The following is a 20698-nucleotide window of genomic DNA, read 5'->3' as shown; positions in this document are numbered from 1 at the left end:
TTGTTTCTTCCTCGACTTTTCTATGGGCGAGCCATAGATGTTCTCATAGCAGATGTGTAAAGGGGGCCTATTGAGGCCCCCTAACCAATATATAGCAATACCTGGTTAAATAAGGGCTCTTACGAGCATGCCTTATTATTCAGCTTCGACTAAGCCTTCTTCAGCCTGAACAGCCAGATCTTGAGAACGACCTTCACGAACAGCTGTTGCTGCAGCGGTCAGATATAATTTAACCGCACGGATTGCATCATCATTACCAGGGATAATGTAGTCGATACCATCTGGATCAGAGTTAGTATCAACGATAGCAAATACTGGGATACCCAGGTTGTTTGCTTCTTTGATAGCAATGTGTTCGTGCTCAGCATCGATAACAAACAGAGCGTCAGGTAAACCGCCCATGTCTTTGATACCACCCAGGCTGTTTTCTAACTTACCAAGTTCACGAGAACGCATTAACGCTTCTTTCTTGGTCAGTTTGTCAAAAGTACCGTCCTGAGATTGAGATTCTAAATCTTTAAGACGTTTGATTGACTGACGAACAGTTTTCCAGTTAGTCAGCATACCGCCTAACCAGCGGTGGTTTACATAAAACTGGTCACAGCTTTCTGCTGCTTCTTTAACAGCTTCAACGGCAGAGCGCTTAGTACCAACAAACAGGATTTTGCCTTTACGAGAAGCAATTTTGTTCAGTTCAACCAGAGCTTCATTGAACATTGGAACAGTTTTTTCCAAGTTAATGATATGAACTTTGTTACGCGCACCAAAGATGAATGGTTTCATTTTTGGATTCCAGTAACGAGTTTGGTGACCGAAGTGAACACCGGCTTGCAGCATATCGCGCATTGAAACAGTTGCCATTTTAGACCTCTATAAGTTTAAATTTGGGGTTATTTCCTCCACAAATCCCATACGACCGACTCATCAGCTGTAAAGATTAAACCTTTACATAAGAGCACCCCGGCGTATGTGTCGATTTGTGTGTGTCATTAACACAATTGAATGTTTTCAGATTTACTGCTATTTCTTAAACCTCACATGGTGAAGCCATAGCCAATAGAAGCCATAGCCAATAACAGAACTCCGGCGCGCTTTATACCATAAATAACCTCAAGAAACCACTATTAGTTACGGTTTCACTGCCAATATATCAGTTAACAACAGCGAATAAAAAAGCGCAATATGTAAAGACAACAAACAATATAAGGCGTAATGTGCCTGATTATTGGCGATATCAAACAGATTACTCCTATCCTCTTTGATTGGCACACCCACTTTCTGCTGATATCATAAATGGTAATTAGAATTATTTCTCACCATCATAATTCATAGACCTGCAATACCATGCAATAATGATTGTATTGTGGCTTTTAAATCTATTAATGAAGAACTCAAATGGCTATTGTAATCAAGACTGAAGAAGATATTCAAAAAATGCGCGTCGCGGGTCGTCTTGCGGCTGAAGTCCTTGAAGTTGTCGCACCCTTTGTAAAACCCGGCGTAAGTACAGCGGAATTAGATCGTATTTGTCATCAACATATTGTTGATGTTCAGCAAGCTATCCCTGCTTGCTTAAACTATCATGGCTTCCCTAAATCAGTGTGTATTTCTGTTAATGATGTTATTTGCCATGGTATTCCTAGTGAAGACAAAATTTTAAAAGACGGCGATATTGTTAATATTGATGTTACTGTCATTAAAGAGGGTTTTCATGGCGATACGTCAAAAATGTTTATCGTCGGTAAACCGACTATTCAAGGTGAGCGTCTGTGTCGGATCACCCAAGAAAGTCTCTACCTTGCAATAAAAATGGTAAAACCAGGTATTCGCTTACGTGAATTAGGTAAGGCCATTCAAAAATTCGTTGAAGGGCATGATTTTTCTGTGGTACGCGAATATTGTGGACATGGTATTGGCGAAGGTTTCCACGAAGAGCCTCAAGTATTACACTATGATGCTGATGACGGTGGTGTTGTGTTACAAAAAGGCATGGCATTTACTATCGAGCCGATGGTCAATACTGGAGATTACCGTATTCGTACCATGAAAGATGGTTGGACAGTAAAAACCAAAGATCGCGGTTGGTCTGCTCAATATGAGCATACTTTAGTGGTTACCGACAATGGTTGTGAAATCATGACACTGCGTAAAGAAGAAGAGCCATTTATTTCTGCCGTATTAGTTAACGAATAAATCGCACTCTTCTAAAATGTAAAAACGACATATTTTTTCGAGGTATGTCGTTTTTTTTATTTTCAACTTTGGTAAGAAAATAGAAATGCTAGTCAGGTTACCGTTTTAACATTACTCTTAATATAATCAGCATATATGAGTGAGATGATTAACTATGATAACCTCCAATACCTTTCAAACAGCACCACCGTCCCCTTCGTTGCTGACTGAAAATACGCTAGATAGTACTTTACTAAAACACTCTATTGAACAATTTCAGTCATGGTTAACAGATGCTTTTCATCATGATGCTGATGTTGCTTTGTTACTACAAGCTCGTAGTCACTTTATCGACCAACTACTCACACAATTATGGCGTTATACTGAATTAGCGGATCACCCTGATCTCTGTATCATTGCAGTGGGGGGGTATGGTCGCCAAGAATTACACCCTCTTTCTGACATTGACTTGCTATTTTTAAGTCAACAGCCTCTTCCTCCCCAAATTGCCGAAAAAGTGAGTCAATTAATTACCTTGCTTTGGGATATCCGTTTAGAGATAGGTGTCAGTGTGAGAACGATGGAAGAGTGCCTTTTAGAAGGACTGTCTGATTTAACTATTGCCACCAATTTACTAGAAGCGCGTCTTGTTTGTGGTAATAACGCACTCTATCAACAATTAATTAAACACATTTTTAGCCAAGGTTTTTGGCCATCGCCTGATTTCTTTGCAGCTAAAATTGAAGAGCAAGAACAACGTCATCAACGCTTTCATAGCACCAGTTATAATCTAGAGCCTGATATTAAAAGTAGTCCTGGGGGACTTCGTGATATTCACACCCTTATATGGGTCGCTCACCGTCATTTTGGCGCAACATCAATATCTGAAATGGTCAACTTTGGCTTTTTAACCCCTGCCGAAGGACAAGAATTACTCGAGTGCCAATATACCTTATGGAAGATCCGTTTTGCGCTACATTTAGTCCTCAATCGTTATGACAATAGGTTACTGTTTGATCGCCAATTAAGCGTTGCCCAACTTTTAAATTATCAAGGTGAAGGCAACCAACCTGTCGAAAAAATGATGAAGGATTACTATCGCGTTACTCGCCGTGTGAGTGAGCTAAACGATATGCTACTGCAACTCTTTGATGAAGCAATCCTCGCATTACAACCCAATGTTAAACCTCGCCCTCTTGACAAAGAATTTCAATTAAGAGGTACATTAATTGATGTTATAGACGATGAATGTTTTCTTAATGATCCTATTGCCATTATGCGGTTATTTTTACGTATGGCAGAGCATGCAGAGATAACCGGAATTTATTCGACCACACTACGCCATTTGCGTTATGCCCGTCGTCATTTAGTACAACCTTTATGTGAGTACCCACTAGCTAGACAAGTATTTATGCAAATCTTACGTCATCCTAGGGCGGTTTCGGGGGCATTTGTCCCAATGCATAAACATAGTGTATTAAGTGCTTATTTCCCACAATGGAACAATATTGTCGGGCAAATGCAGTTTGATCTATTCCATGCTTATACAGTTGATGAGCATACTATCCGTGTATTACAAAAACTTGAAAGTTTCGCTGATGATGCAAATCGAAACCGACATCCTCTTTGTGTCGATATCTACCCGAAACTACCTCAAATTGAGTTATTAAGACTTGCTGCTCTATTTCACGATATTGCTAAAGGGCGACATGGTGATCACTCTTTATTAGGTGCACAGGATGTTATTAGCTTTGCTCAACAACATGGACTAAATCAACGAGAAATCGCTTTAGTTGAATGGCTTGTAAGTCATCACTTACTTATGTCTGTAACGGCACAAAGACGTGATATTCAAGATCCCGATGTTATCTTCCAATTTGCCTCTGAAGTCAAAAATGAGAGCCGTTTACGCTATTTACTCTGTCTCACTGTTGCTGATATTTGTGCAACAAACAGTAGCTTATGGAATAGTTGGAAACAAAGCTTACTGCGTGAACTATTTCTCGCTACGGCCAATCAATTACGCCAAGGGATGCACTCTATTCCAGATTTACGGGAACGTATCCGCGATCACCGTCAGCAAGCACTAACTATTTTACAACAGCAACAGGTCGATGAAGAAAAACTGCAAGCGATTTGGGCTCGTTGTCATGCGGACTATTTTTTACGTCATACTCCAGAGCAAATTGCTTGGCATGCTCAGGCTCTTATTGAGCACAATAGTGCTGAGCCTATGGTATTGATTAGCCAACAAACCGAGCATGGTGGTACAGAGGTTTTTATTTGGTGTGCTGACCGGCCTTCTCTATTTGCTTCTGTTGCGGGTGAGCTAGATAGACGTAATTTAAATATTCACAACGCACAAATTTTTACTAATCGCGACAATATGGCGATGGATACCTTTATCGTTTTAGAGCCTAATGGTAAACCACTGGCGATTGATCGCTATCATGCTATACGCCAAGCGCTTATTCGCGTTGTATCAGCCCCTTATAACGCCAATGCCAAAACCCGTGCTTTACCAGCTAAATTACGCCATTTTGAGGTACCCACTAAAATTAACTTTATCGCCTCTAACCATAATAAACGTACTTATATGGAGTTATTTGCACGCGATCGCCCAGGCTTATTAGCTATTATAGGTAAGGTTTTTGCCGATCTTTCTCTTTCGTTACATGGCGCAAGGATCACCACTATTGGTGAGCGTGTTGAGGATTTTTTTGTATTAACAGATAACGAAAATAATGCGTTAAACCAAAAAATGAAGGATGAAGTCGTAGAAAGGTTGACAAAAGCCCTCGTTTCAAAGGATAAAATATAGAAACCCACGACAATACATATAGGAAATACTATAGATGCAAGCATTACAATCTATTATTGATAACGCCTTTGAACAACGCGCTGAAATCACACCAGATAATGTTGAACCACAGGTACGCGATGCGATTAATAACGTTATCGCTCAACTAGACAGTGGAAAATTGCGAGTTGCTGAGAAAATTAATGGTCAGTGGGTTACTCATCAATGGCTAAAAAAAGCGGTTCTACTCTCTTTTCGTATCAGTCACAATCAAGTGATCGACGGTAGCGAAAGCCGTTATTTTGATAAAGTGCCAATGAAATTTGCAAATTACGATCAAGCTCGTTTTGAAAAAGAGGGATTTCGTGTTGTGCCACCTGCTGCCGTCAGACAAGGGGCCTATATTGCTCGTAATACGGTTCTAATGCCTTCTTATGTCAATATTGGTGCTTATGTTGATGAAGGAAGTATGGTGGATACATGGGCAACCGTTGGTTCATGTGCGCAAATTGGTAAAAATGTCCATTTATCCGGTGGCGTTGGGATCGGTGGCGTATTAGAACCTTTACAAGCTAACCCAACCATTATTGAAGATAACTGCTTTATTGGAGCACGTTCTGAAATTGTTGAAGGTGTGATTGTTGAAGAAGGCTCTGTCATTTCAATGGGTGTTTATATTGGACAAAGTACCAAAATTTATGACAGAGAAACTGGCGAAATCCATTACGGTCGTGTTCCTGCTGGTTCAGTGGTGGTTTCTGGTAATTTACCGTCAAAAGATGGTCGTTACAGTTTGTACTGTGCTGTGATTGTAAAAAAAGTCGATGCTAAAACACGTGGGAAAGTGGGTATTAATGAATTGTTAAGAACTATCGACTAATATAATAACAGCGGATAGAATGAATTCTGTTCGCTGTATCTCATTCATCTTTCTATCTGGTGCCAATATATGTACGATAATTTAAAAAATTTAGGGATCCAACATCCTGAAGATATTGATCGCTATACCCTACGTCAAGAAGCTAACAACGATATTTTAAAAATTTATTTTCGCAAAGATAAAGGTGAATTCTTTGCAAAAAGTGTAAAATTTAAATATCCACGCCAACGTAAAACAATTTCTGATACTCAATCAGGACAAGGTTTTAAAGAAGTCAATGAAATCAACACTAACTTACGTTATGTGATTGAAGAATTAGATCAAATTTGCCAGCAAGATCAAGTGGAAGTGGATTTGAAACATAAAATCCTCGATGATTTACGTCACCTTGAGCACGTTGTTGCCAATAAAATTGCTGAAATTGAAGCCGATTTAGAAAAATTGACTCGTCGTTAATTAATTGTCTCAATTTTATAAGAAACACCGCTTATAACTATTCACAACTTAATAGTAAGCGGTGCTCTTTAATAAAATAGCCATGATCCATCAATTTATTGCTCATGTAACCGATTAATTTAATTCAATAATGTAGCCCAGTTTTCCAGCCAATTTATAGCAAATACTTCTGGCTCGGCAATATCCATACTGTCTATTTTTAATATTTCACCAATACGCTTTGCTTGATGCTCTTGTAATAACGCTTCAAATTGCATACCTGCACCACAAAAATTATCGTAACTGCTATCACCTAACGCAATTAGGCCATAATGTAAATTAGGTTGATAACCAACATTATCTCGTAGCTCATAAAATAAAGGTGCTATTGTATCGGGTAAATCGTCTTGGCCGGTTGTAGAGCTTATCACCAGTACTGTTGAATATTTTTGCCAATCGGCAAGTGTACCTTCTTCATAGATATTAGCTTGATGTTTATGCTCAAGCAAAATGCGCTGCGCTTCTTCAGCAACCGCCAATGCATTGCCATAAACAGTACCAACAAAAATGCCGATTTTAGCCATAATGTCCCCTATTTCATTTATCTATAATCATAGTAAATCACATACTATATTATTGATATATAATTTATGCTCTATATTTCTTCTCTCTTTCTCTCTACAATAAATGATCTATCTACAATAAATGATTTATAAATTTTATTCCATTCTGTGCGCTCTTTAGAGAATCGCCAAAAAATATCGTTTCTAGGCATTGATTCATTTATTATTTTTGCTACTAATTTGCAAGCCCAATCAGGTACATAATTATTTTTAAAATCTTTAGATTCAAGCAAAAAGAATAAATCCCTATCCAATATTTCTAATTTTTTAACAGCATTATCATTTATCTCTTTTTTTCTTAGGTATTTGTTTTTAAATAATAATTTATACAGTTTAAGGAAAAAACCTTTATTTTCCTTTAATGATTTATTATAAGAAGATAATTGAGAAAACATATCTTTTATATTATTAAAAAAAACCTTTTTAAAATTAACATTAATCTCGTTAACTGTAGTAAAATTAGATTCATCTGCTTCTTTATAAAAACAATATAACTGATTAGATTTAAAATCCTCCATCTTTTTTATAATTTCATTAAGTTCTTCAATTGTTATTTTTATGTCACTTAATTCTATCTCAATATCTTTTTTAGATAAAAACTGACTATCTTTGTTAAAGACATTACATTTTTTTACCAAAGTTTCAATAGACATTTTGAATTGGTCAATGAGGTCGAAATTACAAGTACCATTATCAGTTTTAGAACTAATTAAATTAGATAGATTATCTATATACTCTACAGTTTTTAATAACCCTTGGCTAGAAGTAGCTAACAACTCATTCATTTTCTGTTTATCTTTATCAAGTTGTTCCATCAGGGCTGCTTTTTTTGATTTTTTGTTTTTTTTTGAGAGGTCTGTTTTTTCTGTTTTTTCAAAATTATTTTTATTATGAGAATCATCTTTTGTTATATCAGTATTCTCTGGTTCCTTAAAAATTTTATTCGAAATGGTAGTTATACGTTGATATTTAAGAGAATTGTTATTATATAATGTAAATTCTGGGTTACGCCTAATTTTATTTACTATTTTTTCTATGTCATCAGAAATCTTTTTTTCTTCTTTAGAGATAAAACTATTAATTATTATATTTTTATTACTAAATATTTTATTAAAAAGTGTACTAGAATTATCTTTATTCTTTAACAAAGAGGAAAATAATACATTTATATCATTAGCATCTTTTATTTCTGATACAATTACCTTATTATCAAGTATTATTATTTTATCAGTTAATCTTTCTTTTTCAAGAATATCTTTTAATTTCTTCAGCCTATCTTTTTTTTTATTTTTTTCAAGTATGTATTTTTCCAGAGCACATTTCAACTCTAATGTAAATTTAAAGAATAAAACTTCTTTATCTTTATTAGCAATCATAAAGTCTCTATTACTATTTCTTATAAGTAAAGATAAATCTTTTCTTCCTAAAGAAATATCACCTTCTCCCAAAGAGATGTTTTTTTTATTCCCTATAGAGAGCACAAAAGTTTTATATTCACCATCTTTTTCAAATAATTTCATTGTCATTTAATCTCTTAAACTCTGTTTATGCTCTAAAATAATTACATAATTAACACCTATATTATTTCAATAAAAAAACACTCTTAGCTGATGCATAAGAGTGTTTTCTAATTTAGTCAAAAATAATTTATTTTTCAGTTGTACCTATAGACCTAATATATTCATCCATTTCAGTTTTTAAATTATCAGACTTAGGGCCAAAAATTGCTTGAATACCGGATCCAACCACCACAACACCAGCCGCTCCCAGTCTTTTCAGCTCATCACGATCGACCTTATCAATCTCTTTTACACCAATACGCAAGCGTGTAATACAAGCATCTAAGCTACTGATATTATCTTTACCACCGAAAGCAGCGACTAAAGATTGTCCCATCGCACTTTTATCCGCTTGTTTCGCGTTTTTATCTTCTACTTCTCGCCCTGGGGTTTTCAGGTTGAGTTTCACGATTAAAAAACGGAAAATAGAGTAATAAGTTATCGCATAAAGTATGCCAATAATTGGGAATAGATACAGTTTACTGCTATTGCCACTCAATACGATAAAGTCGATTAAGCCATGAGAAAAACTTGTACCGTCACGCATACCTAACAAGATACAAATAACAAATGCTAAACCGGCAAGAATGGCATGAATAACATAAAGAATAGGTGCTACGAACATAAATGAGAATTCAATTGGCTCTGTGATCCCTGTTAAAAAGGCAGTCAATGCCGCAGAAATCATGATCCCGCCAACTTTTACACGGTTTTCAGGACGTGCTGTATGCCAAATAGCAATGGCCGCCGCGGGTAGACCAAACATTTTAAATAGGAAGCCACCTGATAACATCCCCGCAGTTGGATCACCTGCCATATAACGTGGAATATCACCGTGGAACACTTGTCCTGCGCTATTTACATACTCACCCACTTGCATTTGGAATGGTACATTCCAGATATGATGCAGACCAAATGGCACTAACGCACGCTCAACAACACCATAAATACCAAATGCAACGGCTGGATTTTGATACGCTGCCCACTCAGAAAAACGTTGAATAGCAGTACCAATAGGAGGCCAAATAAAGGATAAAAGAATACCGACAAAAATCGCAATCAGACCAGAAATAATAGGTACAAAACGTTTACCTGCAAAGAAGCCTAAATACTCAGGAAGTTTAATACGATAAAAGCGGTTAAACATTGATGCGGCAATAATACCGGCAATGATCCCACCTAGTACCCCCGTATCAGTTAAACGTTGTATTTCAACACTATCAGGAGATAATCCTAAGACCCAAGGTGCCACCACCAGCATGGTTTTTGACATGATGCCATAGGCAACGACGGACGCAAGAGCTGAGACACCATCATTATTGGTAAAACCTAACGCCACACCAATAGCAAAAATCAGTGGCATATTAGAGAAAACCGAACCACCCGCTTCTGCCATCACTTGAGAAACAGAGACAGGGATCCATGATAGTCCCGCAGATCCAACCCCTAGTAAGATACCGGCAATAGGTAGCACAGATACCGGTAACATTAAGGATTTTCCAATTTTTTGTAAAACAACAAATAGGTTTTTAAACATCAAGCAGACTCCCGAATATGGGTTGTATGTGTTATAAGTTTTTTATTTGTTTAAAGCTAAGGTAGGTTTATTCAATTAACTTATCTAATAATAAGCTCTATTTATTTTACATCATAAAATAAATCTATTATTGAATATATGATAGCTGTCACGTTTCAGTTCATATCTTTTATCAATAAAAGTAACTTTTTATATTACAACCAGTTATTGAGCAATAAATATTGCGCAAACTATCAAAACTTAAGTAAATAAGTCTTGATAGTCACGAGATGTAAGCAATATTTAAATATCAAGAAAGTACAAAATGGTGAGCTAAATCCTCACCGAATTGCTCTAATTCGGGCTTTAGACCACGCCAGCCAAACTGATTAATCAGATGTTGCCATGGCAGATCCCACTTCGCTGTTAAGTTAAGAGGTAGTTGAGTGATCGGATGAATTAAGTTTAGCTGACTTGCGTGTAACATCAAACGATGTGATTGAAAATGATTTACGACCCCACGATTTTGTCGTAAATCACCATGGGCTGTATCCCCAATAATAGGATGACGAATATGAGACATATGACGGCGCAATTGATGCTTACGCCCCGTTTCAGGACGTAATTCCAATAAGCTAAAACGCGATGTTGGATAGCGCCCTATCGCCACTTCTTTTTCCACTTTTGCAAGTGGCACACAATGCGTAATACAGTGTTGAATTTTAGGAGGTTGAGAGGCAAATTTGTCAGCGATTTTGTCATGCTCTTCAACAAGTGGGCTATCAATTATCATTGGCTCTTCAACATAGCCACGCACAACCGCATGATACACTTTCTCCATTTGATGTTGTTCAAAACAGACTGAAAGTGTTCTTGCAACCTCGGAAGAGAGCGCCATTAATAGCACTCCGGATGTGGGTCTATCTAAACGATGAACAGGAAAAACATGCTGACCAATTTGATCTCTTAATGTTTGCATCACAAACACGGTTTCATGCCTATCAAGCCAACTGCGGTGAACAAGCCAGCCCGCCGGTTTATTCACCGCCACAAGATATTCATCTTGATAAATAATATCTAGCATCATTGACCTTATTGCTTAAATAACGCATCAAGTTCACGAAGGTGATTGAGTAAATCAACATAATCACGCGTCTCATCGTCCTTAAATGCTTCTTCATAATAAGGTGCGATAGCAAAAGCCGTCGGCAATGCCATACCACTGTCAATAAGAGAAGATAAACGAGGGATCAGAACCCATTGCAACCATTCATGCGCCTCCATTGTATCAATACAAAAAGGCTCTGAGCTTGCAAAAGCCTCATCATTAGGCGCATCCAATTGCCATAACCCTATGTTTTTCATCTCTTCTTCAATTAATAACAGTCTTGCTAAAATGTGTTGTTCTGAGGTCATTGTTTATTCCTTACATAAAAACAGAATAAGCATAACATTGGGGCTGAAAGAGTGAAAAACAAATAGAAAATAAAGGGGCCGTAGCCCCTTTAGACAAGAAGATATGATTATCTAATATAATACCTGCATCCTAGCAGAACCGTTTTATTGTCATCTGTCATCCATGATGATGAAAGTCTATATCTTGTATTAATGGAAATATCCTATTTCCTACATCCTTGATTACTTTCTTTATCACGGTTACCAAATAATCCCTTAGTTGGCGGAGGTAGAATGCCAATAATTGGTTAGTGAAACAACCCACAAAACAAAGGTAATCAATAAAGAAAAACCATCACGAAAAACAATGTATGATTAATCCATTGAAATTATTTAACAAACAAAAAAAGCATTACGCAATATTTGCATTTAGTAAGCTAAAGATACTCTTTTTGTAAGATATATCTCACAGAAAAAATAGCTAAATGATTACCTTACTTATCAAAAACAGGGGTTAATTTTGTTAAAAATAGTGATAAATTATCTGCAAGCACTTCCCTTTTCTTTTGACCAAAAGTTTCTAGTATTACTTCACCTGAAAGATTACATACAGAAATAATATCGTTTTCAGACGCTGTTGTACCGATAAACAAAGTCGGGGTAAGCTTCAATCGTTTTTGTGTCACAAGATGTCCGATCATGTTCTCTTGTAGGCGAATAAAATCCTCTTCACTCCAAATTTGAAGCAGAGTAAAGTTGAGCGAATCAAAACGGACTTGCATATCACCAGCATATTGCGTAGTAAAATAGTCATGTAATTCAGCGCGAATAATAATTCCCATCGCTTTTTCAACTTTTTCTAATTTATCTCGACCCTTAAAAGGCTGTGGTAACCAATAAACCACATTATCTCCGGCACGAGAAATACAAGGAGAAGGAACACCATAAAGCTCATGGCTGGCAGGAGGAAACCCTGACTCTTGTTGCCATAAATCAACATAATTTTGCGTAAGCTGTTTTAATTCAGTGGAAATATCATTCATCGTTATCATCGTCTGTAGGCATAAAAAAGAGAAATATATCCCTTATGTTACCTGATAATACCGGTAATTTTGAGCGCCAATAATAAAGCGTTCATATACTCTTGATATTTCGCTAGTATAATCACGGCTCTTTCCATTTTTTGATGACATTAGGATATCGATTATGTCTTTATATCAGGGAGATAAGGCTCTCGAAGCACTATCATTAGGCAAAGAAACACAATACCACACACACTATGATGCGAGTCTATTACAAGGTGTACCTCGTCGCTTAAATCGAGATTCACTCTCTTTAACTGCTGACAATCTACCTTTTCATGGTGGTGATATCTGGACAATGTATGAGCTATCTTGGCTCAACAGCCAAGGCTTACCTCAAGTGGCTATTGGCCATGTAGAATTAGATGCAACGACAGAAAATCTCATCGAATCAAAAAGCTTTAAACTCTATCTCAATAGCTTTAATCAAACTCGTTTTGAAAATTGGCACATTGTTGAAGAAACATTACTCAAAGATTTAACTGCTTGTGCTAAAGGCAGGGTGCATCTAACACTGTACCCACTTTCCCATTTTACCTCACAGCCTATTGTCGATTTTGTAGGAGAGTGCATTGATAACCAACCTATTGAAATTGATAATTACCAATTCGATAGCCAATGGTTAAACGGATCAACAACAGATACACTGGTTGAGGAGACGCTTGTTAGTCATCTGCTAAAATCAAATTGCCTGATCACGCACCAACCTGATTGGGGATCTGTGATGATCCAATATAAAGGCAAAAAAATCGACCGTGAAAAACTACTACGCTATCTTGTATCCTTTAGACAGCATAATGAATTTCACGAGCAGTGTGTTGAGCGAATATTCCACGATATTATGACATTTTGTTCACCAGACACATTAACGGTTTATGCAAGATACACTCGCCGTGGAGGATTAGATATTAATCCTTGGCGTAGTAATTGTGAGTTTGTTCCAGAAACTGGTCGCTTAGCCAGACAATAACGTGAATAATGCCTGTATGTTAATATGATCTATGTTATACAGAGATCAGTTGCACTTCAGTTTGTTATTTCGGGAGAAAAAGGAGTCCTACGTGATAACTCATGTCAGCCCATTAGGTTCCATGGATCTGCTTTCACAGCTAGAAGTTGATATGCTTAAAAGAACAGCCAGCAGTGATCTTTATCAACTGTTTCGTAACTGTTCACTTGCAGTTCTCAACTCTGGTAGCCTTACTGATAGTAGTAAAGAACTGTTATCTAAATACCAAGATTTTGATATTAACGTACTGCGTCGCGAACGTGGTGTAAAATTAGAGCTAGTTAATCCCCCAGAAGATGCCTTTGTTGATGGAAAAATTATTCGCTCTCTACAAGCAAACCTATTTGCTGTACTGCGCGATATTTTGTTTGTGCATGGGCAAATAACCACGGCAAAACGCGACCTACATTTAAATCTTGAAAACAGCGCCCATATAACAAACACCATTTTCTCTATCTTACGTAATGCAAGAGCGCTACATATCGATGAAGATCCAAATATGATCGTTTGCTGGGGTGGACACTCCATCAATGAAACAGAGTATCTTTACGGTAGAAAAGTCGGTAATGAATTAGGGTTACGCGAACTAAATATCTGTACTGGGTGTGGACCTGGGGCTATGGAAGCTCCCATGAAAGGCGCTGCAGTGGGTCACGCTCAACAACGTTATAGAAATAGCCGTTTTATTGGTGTTACAGAGCCATCAATCATCGCCGCAGAGCCACCAAATCCTCTGGTTAATGAACTTATCATTATGCCAGATATTGAAAAACGTCTGGAAGCTTTTGTTCGTATTGCCCACGGCATTATTATTTTCCCAGGGGGCGTAGGAACCGCAGAAGAGCTACTCTATCTACTTGGTATTCTGATGTCACCAGAAAACCAAGAACAAGTACTGCCACTGATTTTAACGGGTCCTAAAGAGAGTGCAGACTATTTCCGAGTACTCGATGATTTTATTGTTAATACCTTAGGTGAAGATGCACGACGTCATTATCAAATCATCGTCGATGATGCGGCTGAAGTGGCTCGTATTATGAAGAAATACATGCCATTGGTAAAAGATAACCGTCGTAGCACAGGGGATGCTTACAGCTTTAATTGGTCAATAAAAATTAATGCGGACTTACAACATCCTTTCGAGCCAACTCATGAAAATATGGCATCACTTAATTTAAGCACGCATCAATCTCCTGAAAAACTGGCGGCTGATTTACGCCGTGCATTTTCCGGTATTGTCGCAGGTAACGTAAAAGAAGTGGGAATGAAGGCGATAGAAGCTCATGGCCCTTATAAAATTCACGGTGAAAGCGATATTATGCGCCGTATGGATATTTTATTGGCGGGGTTTGTCGAACAACATCGTATGAAGCTACCTGGTGGTAGTGCCTATCAACCTTGTTACGAGATCATCAGCTAATTAATTATGGTACATTTGCTGATCATTGATGCATTAAACCTGATCCGCCGTATTCATGCGGCATCAGGTTCTTCATGCCTGACAGTGTGTGAACATAGCGTGAATCAATTGCTTAATCACACACGGCCTACTCACGCGGTTGCTGTTTTTGATGAAGATGATAGGGAAAATAGCTGGCGCCATCAGTTATTGCCGGAATATAAAGCAGGCCGCTCGCCGATGCCGGCTGATCTGCACCAACAGCTTCCAGAAATTAAAGCAATGCTACTTAACTTAGGTATAAAAAGCTGGCATTCAGGAGGCGATGAAGCGGATGATGTGGCCGCAACTTTGGCAACAAAAGTCGCTCAAGCCGGACATAATGTGACCATTATTTCAACAGATAAAGGTTATTGCCAATTACTTTCCCCTGCCATACGTATTCGTGATTATTTCCAAAAACGCTGGCTCGATCTTGAATTTATTAATCAAGAGTTTGGTGTTAAACCGACACAATTAACTGATTATTGGGGATTAACAGGCGTTAGCAGCAGTAAAGTTTCCGGTGTCCCCGGTATTGGCCCTAAAAGTGCAACAGAACTTTTGCAACTTTATCCTAATTTAGAGTCACTGTATCAACACATTGATGAAGTGCCAAAAAAATGGCAAACCAAATTGAGTGATAATAAAGAAGTTGCTTTTATTAGCCGCCAAATCACCACACTTCGCACTGATATTAAGCTAAACGGTAATTTACAACAGTTACGTTTAAAATAGTTTAATCAATAAAAAGGCTAACGCTCTGTAATCGAGAATTAGCCTGTTGATAATTTATTCATCAAAAGATGAACTTAACGCTGTGAAGTTAAAACTCGCGATCAGGACGATAAGCAGCCCAGATATTTTGGATATGTACCGTGATCTCTTCTCTGTCATGATACAAATGCTTAGCCTGAATTTTAGCATTAATGCCTTTCTCAGCTAATTCAGCTCTAATTTTATCAAGGATATGCGCAACTTCTTCATAACGCTTTTTCATCGGTAATTTTAAGTTGAAGATTGCTTCACGACACCATTCATTAACTATCCATGTTGTCATTAATGCAGCCACTTTTGCAGGCTTCTCAACCATATCACACACCAGCCAAGTAATATTCTTTGACGTCGGCTCAAACTTAAAGCCATCAGCTTGATGGTGGCGCACTTGTCCTGTTTCCATTAAAGAAGGAGCCATAGGACCATTATCAACGGCATGCACCATCATGCTACGTTTAACTAATTGGTAAGTCCATCCTCCGGGACAAGCCCCAAGATCAACCGCACTCATCCCACTGGCTAAGCGCTCTTCCCACTCTTCATAAGGAATAAAAACATGGAACGCTTCTTCAAGTTTTAAAGTTGAACGACTTGGTGCATCTGCTGGGAATTTTAATCGGGGGATCCCCATATAGAATGGCGAGTTATTAAAGCTATAGGAATAGCCCACGTAACAACATCCCGGAGCAATAAAAAAGACATGGATCACCGGACGGCTATAATTTTCAACTTTTAATAAGATCTTTTCTTTACGTAATTGATTACGCAAAGGAACAGTGAATTTGCGGCAAAATTTTAATAACTCTTTGCTTTCATTGGTATCAGCGACTTCAACACGTAATTCACCTGCTTTTTCTGTACTACCTTTTAGCTGGTCAATAATGGGAGTAATACGATCTTCTGGTGGTAAGTTCTTTAATAATTCACCACAAACAAATAATTGGCGTGCAAAGATAAGTCCTCTAAAATCCACATCACGAGCAATTTTATCTGCATCACCTTCTTGATAGCATTCAAAAATGACGTAGCCACTTCCCTCTTTCACACGAGAAAAGCCATAAACACCTATTTGTCCTGCTTTATCCGTTATCTCCGCCGCGCACTCTTTTTCAAAACCAGGGCGACAATATAATGCTACTTTATTCATGGCGAGATGCCGGTGTCCTTAGACGCAAAGCGCCAATAAAAATTAAAATCCAACCAATAAGAAAACTAAATCCACCAATTGGCGTAAAATAAGATAATAACCTAACCTGTGTTAGCGCCATACAATAAAGGCTACCACTGAAAAGTAAAATGCCTAAACCAAAGAAAATACCTGCCCAATAAAGCCATAAAATGGTTTTGCGCATTAATATCGCCGCTAACCCTACAAGTAGTAAAGTATGTACGATTTGATAACGCATAGCTAACTGAATATATTCCCAATGCTGTGGCGATAAATGAGGGGCTAATTTATGGGTAGCGAATGCCCCAAAAGCCACATAAAAAAAACCACTGATTGCGGAAAACATAAGCAATGTACGACTATTCACTGTTTATTCCTTCCTGTTAGGAGCTAATTTACCTAAACAAATATTAAGAAGTTGCCAGTAATCCTAATTTTTCCTGTTCATTTGCCGCTTGAGATAAAATCCATTGACGGAAAGCAGCAATTTTTCCTAATTCAGCCTGACTGTCTTGGCAAACTAAATAAAAGGCATTTTTACTGACAAGCACATCTTGAAAAGGCCTAACTAATCGACCTGATTCAATTTCACTACGAGCCATAACATTATTAACTAATGCAACACCTTGTCCGTGTACTGCAGCCTGTATCACCATAGAGCTATGGCTAAAGATAGGCCCTTGTTGCACATTAATCTGGTTTTGGATCTCCAATTGACGAACATAAGCTTGCCAATCACGACGCGATGTATCATGTAACAGTGTATGATAAATCAGATCGGACGGGGTTTTTAGTGGTTTTTCACCTGTCAGCAAAGAAGGAGCACAAACCGGAATTAAATATTCAGCGTAAAGACGATCAGTACGCAATCCAGTCCAGTTCCCGCGGCCATAAAAAATAGCCACATCCACATCATCAGCAAGCTTATCTTCTTCGCGATCAACCGCCTGAATACGGACATCAATCCCCGGATAAGCCTGATTAAACCCTGATAACCTCGGTACTAACCACTGAATAGCAAAACTCGGCGACAAACTCACTGTTAAAGCCCCTTTTGCGCTTCGTGCAAGTAATTTTCTTGTCGCTTCATTAATTGAAGAGAAAATTTCTTTGATATCAAGATAATAACTTTGACCTTCTTCGGTCAGTAACAAAGAACGATTGCGTCTTCTAAATAATTTTAGCCCAAGAAATTCTTCTAATGTTTTAATTTGATGGCTAACCGCTGCTTGAGTCACGAATAATTCTTCAGCCGCTTTAGTAAAACTTAAATGACGTGCTGCCGAATCAAAAACTCTAAGGGCATTTAGTGGAGGTAAACGTTTAGACATATTCTGTTGTGAAACCCCTATTTTGGCTGTTGGTAAACCCTAACGTTAGTTATTAGTTTTTTTTATGCGAAGCATTATAATTTGTCCCTTGATGATTAGCCAGTAAATACCTATAGTACTCGCACTTCCTAAGCCGGAACGAAAAGTTGTGTAGTAGCAATACTGCAAAACTTTTGGCTTTGTGGTTGTGATGTTGTGTTTGCAAGTTGTCTGGAAATTCCAGACTTTGTAGCTGATGCTACTGTTTTTTTTCACTTCCTGTACATTTACCCTGTCTGTCCATAGTGATTTTATAATGCACCGCCAAGGCGGTGCTTTTTTTATATATAATTTTACTCTAACTTCGTAACGCTGACGGACTGCACATCCTATTTTTATGCTAAATGCGCACCTACTTAGCTATTATTATGCTAAAAAAGTGTAACATCTTTTCCCCATAGGCAATAACAGCGCTCAGTAGATAAACATCTATTCCATTTTCGATGCTATAAACAAGCTCACCTTTATCGTGTTACCATAAAAATCTATCGCAATTCACAGTAAACAAATTAGCAATTTCATTATAAATAAATATTATTAACCGTATAATCTCGCGGTTAGATTTTTACTTACTATAACGGCGTTTTCTAGACTGACTAACACAAGCTCATTATGAAACCATTTTCCCCTACTGTTTTTCGCCAACAATTTCCTGCTATTGAGGAAAATATTGTTTATCTTGATAGTGCGGCTACCGCATTAAAACCTGTAGCTATGATTGAAGCTTCAGATGAATTTTATCGCCATAGCTCAGCGACGGTTCACCGTAGCCAATATCAACAAGCTAAAAAGATGACACAACACTTTGAGCAAGCACGTCAGCAAGTCGCTCAATTACTTAACGTCGCAGATAGCGATACTATTATTTGGACGCAAGGCACCACAGGCTCACTTAATCTTATTGCTCAAGGCTATTTCCGCCCACGATTACAAGCCGGTGATGAAATTATTGTTAGCGAACAAGAGCATCACGCCAATCTTATTCCTTGGTTAATGTTAGCAGAGCAGACTGGGGCCAAAATTATTCGCTGGCCGATTGAAGATAACTTTTTACCTTCAATCGCCACACTGGCGACATTACTTACGGCAAGGACAAGAGTAGTGGCAATAAGCCAAATGTCGAATATCACCGGTGCACAAATCGCCTTAGATAAAGTTTCTCAATGTGTACATCAATATGATGACTGTTTACTCGTGGTTGATGGTGCACAAGGCATAGCTCATCATGCAACGGATATCAGCGCCCTTGATATCGATTTTTATGCTTTCTCTGCCCATAAATTATATGGCCCCAATGGCCTTGGCGTATGTTATGGAAAGCGCGAACTTTTAGAAGTGATGTCTGCGTGGCAAGGGGGCGGAAAAATGTTAACCACGGCAAGCTTTAACGGTTTTGTACCCGCGGCTATTCCTCATCGCTTTGAAGCAGGCACCCCTAACATAGCTGCTGTAATTGCTTTTTCAGCAACATTAGATTGGTTACAAACGCAAGATATGGCGCAAGCCAATCAATACGCCTTAACTCTAGCAGATAAAGCACAGGCGCGTCTTGAGCAACTGGAGGGTTTTATCAGTTACCGCGCGCCTCATTCACCGGTACTCGCTTTTAATTTTGAGGGTATTCATCACAGTGATTTAGCGGCATTAATCGCGGAACAAGGTATTGCTTTACGCACAGGGCAACACTGCGCACAACCCTTAATCGATGCTTTAACCATCTCTGGCTGTTTACGCGCTTCTTTTATGCCATATAATCAACTTTCTGATATTGATAGGTTAGTTGATGCGGTTAAATTCGCACTGTCCTTATTAAAAGATGAAGATTAAATATGAGTAATAATACACAACACCCTTTTGGTCATGACATTACCTTAGATGGATTATTTCAAGACTTCCAGAAATCTAAATCATGGGAAGATAAATATCGTCAATTGATCCAACTTTCAAGAAAATTACCCGCATTACCTGATGAATTAAAAACAACAGAAAACGAAATCAAAGGGTGCGAAAATAGAGTATGGCTAGGTGTTGAGTTAAACAATGACGGCAAATACCATATTTATGGTGATAGTGATGGGCGAATTGTAAAAGGCTTACTGGCGGTTATTTTAACAACAGTTGAGAATAAGACGGCACAAGAAATAGCCAATATCGATATATTAGCTATTTTTGAACAATTAGGATTGGCTAATCAAATTAGCCAATCGCGCACTGATGGTGTCAATGCCATTATTGCGCGATTAACGTCGCTGACACAGACATCACAACCCTAACAAGTCAATGTGTATAGCTTGTTGTATGGTGGATCAATACGCTTAAATGCTCCAAAGTGCAACTAGGTGACTAGTGCGATTGAGCACCATCAACATCGCTACAACTTGAAGTATCACGAGTACTACTCTAAATAATTTAAGGTGTAGCTAGGCGACAAGTGAATGAGTCGCTAGGAGCATACATCAGTATGTGACTAGTGC

At 38.1% G+C, this 20698-nt stretch carries 19 protein-coding genes; 9 read left to right on the top strand and 10 right to left on the bottom strand.

What is annotated here, in order from left to right:
- Nucleotides 1-135: 135 nt before the first annotated feature.
- Nucleotides 136-861, bottom strand: a complete 726-nt coding sequence (gene rpsB / locus AACQ49_RS04815; protein ID WP_004245475.1) for a 30S ribosomal protein S2 — start codon at nt 859-861, stop codon at nt 136-138.
- 534 nt (nt 862-1395) lie between these two features.
- On the opposite strand from rpsB, the gene map reads away from it, so the two are divergent.
- The 4 genes from map (at nt 1396) to AACQ49_RS04795 (ending at nt 6308) form a co-directional block, all read left to right on the top strand.
- Nucleotides 1396-2193, top strand: a complete 798-nt coding sequence (map, locus tag AACQ49_RS04810; protein ID WP_049209821.1) for a type I methionyl aminopeptidase — start codon at nt 1396-1398, stop codon at nt 2191-2193.
- A 154-nt stretch (nt 2194-2347) separates the two neighbouring features.
- Entirely contained in the window at nt 2348-4993 is a 2646-nt protein-coding gene (glnD, locus tag AACQ49_RS04805) for a bifunctional uridylyltransferase/uridylyl-removing protein GlnD (protein ID WP_049257150.1), read from the top strand.
- 34 nt (nt 4994-5027) lie between these two features.
- Complete coding sequence (gene dapD / locus AACQ49_RS04800) at nt 5028-5852, top strand: 2,3,4,5-tetrahydropyridine-2,6-dicarboxylate N-succinyltransferase (RefSeq protein ID WP_004245480.1); 825 nt, start codon at nt 5028-5030, stop codon at nt 5850-5852.
- A 69-nt stretch (nt 5853-5921) separates the two neighbouring features.
- Complete coding sequence (locus AACQ49_RS04795; RefSeq protein ID WP_004245482.1) at nt 5922-6308, top strand: DUF3461 family protein; 387 nt, start codon at nt 5922-5924, stop codon at nt 6306-6308.
- Nucleotides 6309-6427: 119 nt separating this feature from the next.
- Here AACQ49_RS04795 and AACQ49_RS04790 read toward each other — a convergent pair whose 3' ends face one another.
- From AACQ49_RS04790 to syd, 6 genes are all read right to left on the bottom strand, one after another.
- Entirely contained in the window at nt 6428-6871 is a 444-nt protein-coding gene (locus AACQ49_RS04790; RefSeq protein WP_161778911.1) for a flavodoxin, read from the bottom strand.
- Nucleotides 6872-6942: 71 nt separating this feature from the next.
- Complete coding sequence (locus AACQ49_RS04785; protein WP_161778910.1) at nt 6943-8436, bottom strand: hypothetical protein; 1494 nt, start codon at nt 8434-8436, stop codon at nt 6943-6945.
- A 121-nt stretch (nt 8437-8557) separates the two neighbouring features.
- On the bottom strand, nt 8558-10006 hold the full coding sequence (ptsG, locus tag AACQ49_RS04780; protein ID WP_004249509.1) for a PTS glucose transporter subunit IIBC: 1449 nt from the start codon (nt 10004-10006) through the stop codon (nt 8558-8560).
- A gap of 289 nt (nt 10007-10295) precedes the next feature.
- A complete protein-coding gene (gene truC, locus AACQ49_RS04775; protein ID WP_004249508.1) occupies nt 10296-11069 on the bottom strand; it encodes a tRNA pseudouridine(65) synthase TruC in 774 nt (257 codons plus the stop codon).
- Nucleotides 11070-11077: 8 nt separating this feature from the next.
- A complete protein-coding gene (locus AACQ49_RS04770) occupies nt 11078-11401 on the bottom strand; it encodes a YqcC family protein (protein ID WP_004245488.1) in 324 nt (107 codons plus the stop codon).
- Between the two features lie 473 nt (nt 11402-11874).
- The gene (gene syd / locus AACQ49_RS04765; protein ID WP_161778909.1) at nt 11875-12423 is read right to left on the bottom strand and encodes a SecY-interacting protein; all 549 of its coding nucleotides are present in this window, start codon (nt 12421-12423) and stop codon (nt 11875-11877) included.
- Between the two features lie 163 nt (nt 12424-12586).
- On the opposite strand from syd, the gene queF reads away from it, so the two are divergent.
- The 3 genes from queF (at nt 12587) to xni (ending at nt 15647) form a co-directional block, all read left to right on the top strand.
- Nucleotides 12587-13432, top strand: a complete 846-nt coding sequence (queF, locus tag AACQ49_RS04760; protein WP_004245492.1) for an NADPH-dependent 7-cyano-7-deazaguanine reductase QueF — start codon at nt 12587-12589, stop codon at nt 13430-13432.
- 91 nt (nt 13433-13523) lie between these two features.
- Nucleotides 13524-14891, top strand: a complete 1368-nt coding sequence (gene ppnN, locus AACQ49_RS04755) for a nucleotide 5'-monophosphate nucleosidase PpnN (RefSeq protein WP_004249505.1) — start codon at nt 13524-13526, stop codon at nt 14889-14891.
- 6 nt (nt 14892-14897) lie between these two features.
- Entirely contained in the window at nt 14898-15647 is a 750-nt protein-coding gene (xni, locus tag AACQ49_RS04750; RefSeq protein WP_049199997.1) for a flap endonuclease Xni, read from the top strand.
- Nucleotides 15648-15735: 88 nt separating this feature from the next.
- On the opposite strand, the gene rlmM is transcribed toward xni, so the two are convergent.
- From rlmM to AACQ49_RS04735, 3 genes are read right to left on the bottom strand one after another with little or no spacing between them, the layout of a single operon-like run.
- Nucleotides 15736-16833, bottom strand: coding sequence for a 23S rRNA (cytidine(2498)-2'-O)-methyltransferase RlmM (gene rlmM / locus AACQ49_RS04745; RefSeq protein ID WP_004245495.1), 1098 nt, complete (start codon nt 16831-16833; stop codon nt 15736-15738).
- Nucleotides 16826-17221, bottom strand: coding sequence for a DUF423 domain-containing protein (locus AACQ49_RS04740; RefSeq protein ID WP_004245496.1), 396 nt, complete (start codon nt 17219-17221; stop codon nt 16826-16828). Before AACQ49_RS04740 ends, rlmM begins: the two co-directional genes overlap by 8 nt.
- Before the next feature lie 43 nt (nt 17222-17264).
- The gene (locus tag AACQ49_RS04735) at nt 17265-18185 is read right to left on the bottom strand and encodes a transcriptional regulator GcvA (RefSeq protein ID WP_004245498.1); all 921 of its coding nucleotides are present in this window, start codon (nt 18183-18185) and stop codon (nt 17265-17267) included.
- Between the two features lie 651 nt (nt 18186-18836).
- Between AACQ49_RS04735 and csdA the strand changes: the two genes are divergently transcribed.
- Together csdA and csdE are read left to right on the top strand one after the other, a co-directional pair.
- A complete protein-coding gene (csdA, locus tag AACQ49_RS04730) occupies nt 18837-20051 on the top strand; it encodes a cysteine desulfurase CsdA (RefSeq protein ID WP_135092026.1) in 1215 nt (404 codons plus the stop codon).
- 2 nt (nt 20052-20053) lie between these two features.
- Nucleotides 20054-20497 carry a cysteine desulfurase sulfur acceptor subunit CsdE gene (csdE, locus tag AACQ49_RS04725; RefSeq protein WP_004245500.1) on the top strand — a complete coding sequence of 148 codons (444 nt, stop codon included), beginning with the start codon at nt 20054-20056 and terminating at the stop codon, nt 20495-20497.
- Nucleotides 20498-20698: the final 201 nt, after the last annotated feature.

Source organism: Proteus sp. G2675 (genome assembly GCF_963886535.1).
GTDB lineage: Bacteria > Pseudomonadota > Gammaproteobacteria > Enterobacterales > Enterobacteriaceae > Proteus > Proteus mirabilis.
This window is presented reverse-complemented; position numbering and strand designations above follow the sequence as displayed.